This is a genomic window from Neobacillus drentensis (genome assembly GCF_036965425.1).
GTDB classification, from domain to species: domain Bacteria; phylum Bacillota; class Bacilli; order Bacillales; family Cytobacillaceae; genus Neobacillus; species Neobacillus drentensis_F.
On the sequence record NZ_JBALPP010000189.1, the window covers coordinates 1 to 4,521 of the forward strand.

General features: G+C 34.9%; 5 protein-coding genes. All 5 read right to left on the reverse strand.

Translation table 11 applies throughout. The features are described 5' to 3' along the window. Window positions 1-53: 53 nt before the first annotated feature. The 5 genes from V7161_RS29600 to V7161_RS29620 all read right to left on the reverse strand — a co-directional run bounded on the left by V7161_RS29600 (window position 54) and on the right by V7161_RS29620 (window position 4,517). On the reverse strand, window positions 54-740 hold the full coding sequence (locus tag V7161_RS29600; RefSeq protein WP_335716347.1) for a hypothetical protein: 687 nt from the start codon (window positions 738-740) through the stop codon (window positions 54-56). 324 nt (window positions 741-1,064) lie between these two features. Next, window positions 1,065-2,072, reverse strand: coding sequence for a UDP-glucose 4-epimerase GalE (gene galE / locus V7161_RS29605; RefSeq protein ID WP_335716348.1), 1,008 nt, complete (start codon window positions 2,070-2,072; stop codon window positions 1,065-1,067). A 92-nt stretch (window positions 2,073-2,164) separates the two neighbouring features. Continuing rightward, entirely contained in the window at window positions 2,165-3,307 is a 1,143-nt protein-coding gene (locus V7161_RS29610; RefSeq protein ID WP_335716349.1) for a DegT/DnrJ/EryC1/StrS family aminotransferase, read from the reverse strand. After that, complete coding sequence (locus V7161_RS29615; RefSeq protein ID WP_335716350.1) at window positions 3,307-3,951, reverse strand: acetyltransferase; 645 nt, start codon at window positions 3,949-3,951, stop codon at window positions 3,307-3,309. The genes V7161_RS29610 and V7161_RS29615 overlap by 1 nt, the downstream gene beginning before the upstream one ends. Then, on the reverse strand, window positions 3,948-4,517 hold the full coding sequence (locus V7161_RS29620; protein WP_335716351.1) for a sugar transferase: 570 nt from the start codon (window positions 4,515-4,517) through the stop codon (window positions 3,948-3,950). The genes V7161_RS29615 and V7161_RS29620 overlap by 4 nt, the downstream gene beginning before the upstream one ends. Window positions 4,518-4,521: the final 4 nt, after the last annotated feature.

A 4,521-nucleotide genomic window follows, 5' to 3' on the forward strand; every position in this document is an offset into this window, starting at 1 on the left:
GTCAAATCTAGATTATTTATAGATTTTAAAAACACCCACTAAACTATTAGTAGTTAATTATTCATATTACTTAATTCAATAAGAGCATAAACTTTTACAGCATCATATTCTTCGTCTGAAAGTCTTTCCAATACTAAAGTTTGAATTTCTTCTTTTTCTTCAGGAGTAAGCCCGCCATCTGCCTTTTTAGCAAGTTCAGTTAGCTCATTCATGGTAAATTTGGATAACAAAAACTTCATTACTTCTTGTCTTGAACTAAACTTTAATTTTGGTTTATTAGTATCATCCAAATGTTGATTCGCTTCCGGAGTTTCTTTAATGGAATCATTTTTTGCTGCTATAGTATTCTTATTATTACTATTAGTTACATTAAGAGAAGCATCCAATGAATATTTTTTAAGTAATTCTTCTTTTTTAGCAGAACCAAGTTCATCTTCAATAATCTTCTGAATGGAAGGATCCTTTAGTAAAATCTCAACATCTTTGTTAGTTAATTGTCCGGCTATTTCATTCATCATTTTTTGAGAAGCAATATTCATCCCAAACTTGTAGCCGCCAATACCAATGATGATTAATATTAATAACGGCATCCCTATCATTAACCACTTATTTTTCCAAAAAGGCTTTATTTTTTTGCGGCTGTCTTTACCAGATTTCTTATAATATTGTCCATCTTCATCTTTAAAATATCGTACACCTAGTAGTTTAAATGGTGTTTTTATTTCCTTCATTGTTGGCATCACTGTTCATCCTTTAATTACAAATCTGACTAAAATAATCTATTACATAAAGAAACTAATACAGGGTTTCTTTTTTCTCTCCTGATAGATGTATTATCCCCGGCGAAATATGGAAGTTGAGTAAAGAAATAAATCATGGTCACCCATATAATTGCAGTAATCATCCACCAAGTTCTCTTCCTAATCCTCCTTGCCACCAATCAATACAACATGATAAATTAATATACCCTTTTCTAGTAATATAGAAAAGGGTGTCTAAAAAACTAAAGAAAATGTTTCTGTAATTTAAGAGCTAAGCAATATTAATAAAATTAACTAATAATTCTAATAACCATTCGGATTATTCTTCTGCCATCTCCAGGAATCCTTACACATCTCTTCAATTCCTTTTTTAGCAATCCATCCTAACTCATTCTGGGCTTTTGAAGGATCTGCATAACAAACTGCCACATCCCCAGGCCTTCTATCCACAATTCTATAAGAGACTTTCATTCCAGATGCTTTTTCAAAAGCTGAAACAATCTCTAAAACACTGTAACCTGTTCCGGTACCTAAATTATAGGCTTCTACTCCATTAGAGGTCATTACCTTCTCTAATGCTTTTAGGTGGCCACTGGCAAGATCAATAACATGGATATAATCCCTTACACCGGTTCCATCAACAGTTGGGTAATCAGATCCAAATACTTGCAATTCCTTTAATTTCCCTACTGCAACTTGTGTAATAAATGGCATTAAGTTGTTCGGAATGCCATTAGGATCCTCACCTATCAATCCGCTCTCATGTGCACCGATTGGGTTAAAATAACGTAATAAGGCAATACTCCAGCTATTATCCGCTATATATAAATCTCTTAAAATTTCCTCTATCATCAACTTTGTCCGACCGTAGGGGTTTGTTGCAGTAAGTGGGAAATCCTCAGAAATCGGCACTCGTTCTGGCATACCATATACAGTTGCAGAGGAACTAAAAACTAGGTTTTTAACATTATATTTTTTCATCACATCACAAAGAATAAGCGTTCCTGTTATATTATTATGATAGTAATGAAGTGGCATAGATACAGATTCCCCTACAGCCTTTAAACCAGCAAAATGGATGACTGAATCAATTTGATTACTTGCAAAAACATCCTCTAAACCATTTCGATTAAGCAAGTCAATCTCATAAAACTTAAAGTCCTTACCCGTAATCTCTTTTATCCTATTTAAGGATTCGGGTTTACTGTTAGAAAAATTATCTACAACGATAATTTCATATCCGGCAGTTAATAGCTCTACACAAGTATGGGTACCTATGTATCCCGTGCCTCCTGTTACTAATATTGCCATAGGTCAAAATCTCCTTACTTCAAATCTTTTATTAAAAGATTTCTAAATTCTTTATACTTGAATGTAAAATTAAAAGGCCTTTCAAAGGCCCTTTATTTTAATACCGTAAATAATTTATCAATTACTCTATACTGGTCCTCTTTCAACATATTAGACCCCGATGGAAGACATAAACCTGTTGCAAAAAGTTTTTCGCTGACAACCTTATTATCTTCGTGTGAATAAAATTTAACTCCCTCAAAAACCGGCTGCAAATGCAATGGTTTCCATAATGCACGAGCCTCAATATTTTCCACTGCCATATCATCAATTATTTCATATGGAGATTTTTTAATTATTCCAGGGTCCAATGTTAAGGTGGTCAACCATCTATTCGACTTTGTTCCTTCTCGCTCTGGCATAAAGTGTACGCCCTCAATACTTCCTAAAGCCTCCAGATATCGATTGAAAATAGTTCTACGTGCCGCTACCCGTTCATCTAAGACTTCTAATTGTGCAAGTCCAATTCCAGCTAATATATTACTCATTCGATAATTGTATCCGACTTGACTATGCTGGTAATGTGGTGCAGAATCTCTTGCCTGAGTTGCAAGAAAGCGTGCTTCCCTCAATGCTTCTTCATCATCAGAAATGAGCATACCGCCACCTGAAGTGGTAATAATTTTATTACCATTAAAAGAATAAATACCAAACTTACCGAATGTCCCGCTTTTCTTCCCCTTATAAATAGAACCCAGCGATTCTGCTGCGTCCTCTACAACGGGTACTTTGTATCTGTTGCAAATTTCCATAATCTCATCCATTTTTGCACTTTGACCATATAAGTTAACAACTATAACTGCTTTAGGTATTTTCCCTTCCTTTTGTGCGCCATCAAAAGCACGTTCCAATGCAGAAGGAGACATATTCCATGTTTCTGGCTCAGAATCAATAAATACCGGTTCTGCTCCCTGATATATTATCGGATTAGCGCTAGCAATAAACGTAAAGCTAGAACAAAAAACTCTATCACCTTTTCCGACACCTAATAACTCTAAGGCTAAATGGATAGCAGCAGTACCTGCACTTACTGCAGCGGCTCCTTTAGAACCAGCATAATCTGCAATGTTTTTTTCAAAATTATCAACATTCGGGCCAAGTGGAGCGATCCAGTTTGTTTCGAAAGCTTCATTAATATATTGTTGCTCATTTCCACTCATATGAGGAGAAGATAGGAAAATTCTGCTCTTTTCCATTATACTGTCACTTCCTGGGTCACTTTATTTATTGTTCTAGCTGGAGATCCAACTGCTGTTGAGAAAGATGGGATATCATTAATAATAGTAGATCCTGCGCCTATCGTACTCCAATCACCTATTGTTATTCCTGGAATAATTATCGCACCAGCACCTACGTGTGAGCCTTCCAATACTTTGACTGAACCTGTCAAAGTAGCATTTGGGGAAACATGGACAAAGTCTGAAATTTTATTATCATGCTCAACCACAGCAGCCGTATTTATAATTACATGATTTCCTATTATTGTGTCTGCATTAACTACTACATTAGGCATTAAAACAGTCCCATTACCTATTGTAGCACTTTCACTGATAATTGCAGATGGGTGAATCAGTGTTGCATATTGCTTTGAATCCAACCCTAAAACATCTACTATTCTTTGCCTAACTTTATTATTTCCAATTGCAATTACAACTTTAAAACATTCCTTCTCAAGCAGGTCATGTACTGAAAGAATAGGACCATAAAACATTCCATCATCCGTCAGCCTTTCGTACTTATCATCAAATATAGCAATTACTTCATACTGCTGACCAGCTCGAATAATATCTTTAATAACTTTTGAATGTCCGCCTTCACCAATAATGGCAATATTTTTCATGATATCCCTACTTTATCCTTATTACCCTGAAATTTTTCAATCGTAACATGTCCTTGTTGATTAATTCCTTCTGATTTAAAAACCTTTGTAATCGTTAAAAACAATATTTTAATATCTAACCAAAATGAACGGTTATCTACATACCAAACATCTAACTTAAACTTTTCTTCCCACGATATCGCATTTCTCCCATTGACCTGTGCCCAACCTGTTATTCCTGGACGGACCTCATGTCTTCTTGCTTGTTCTGGAGTATATAAAGGAAGATATTCAATTAGTAATGGTCTTGGCCCTACTAGACTAACCTCTCCCTTTATAACATTAAAAAGTTGCGGTAGTTCATCTAAACTGGTTTTTCTTAATAACTTTCCAAATGTAGTAAGACGAATATGATCAGGAAGAAGTTCTCCTTTGTTATCCTTTTTATCTGTCATTGTTCGAAACTTGTAAACAAAAAAAGGCTTTCCATTAAGCCCAGGACGTTTTTGCTTAAATAAAACTGGTGAACCTAATTTCCACCTTACCAATGCTGCTACTAATAGTAATATACCTATAGTACATATCAAAAAA

What these genes read in the sequence shown, in the direction of transcription:
- V7161_RS29600 (WP_335716347.1), bottom strand. Translation starts at nt 740, where the DNA reads ATGCCAACAATGAAGGAAATAAAAACACCATTTAAACTACTAGGTGTA.
- galE (WP_335716348.1), bottom strand. Translation starts at nt 2,072, where the DNA reads ATGGCAATATTAGTAACAGGAGGCACGGGATACATAGGTACCCATACT.
- V7161_RS29610 (WP_335716349.1), bottom strand. Translation starts at nt 3,307, where the DNA reads ATGGAAAAGAGCAGAATTTTCCTATCTTCTCCTCATATGAGTGGAAAT.
- V7161_RS29615 (WP_335716350.1), bottom strand. Translation starts at nt 3,951, where the DNA reads ATGAAAAATATTGCCATTATTGGTGAAGGCGGACATTCAAAAGTTATT.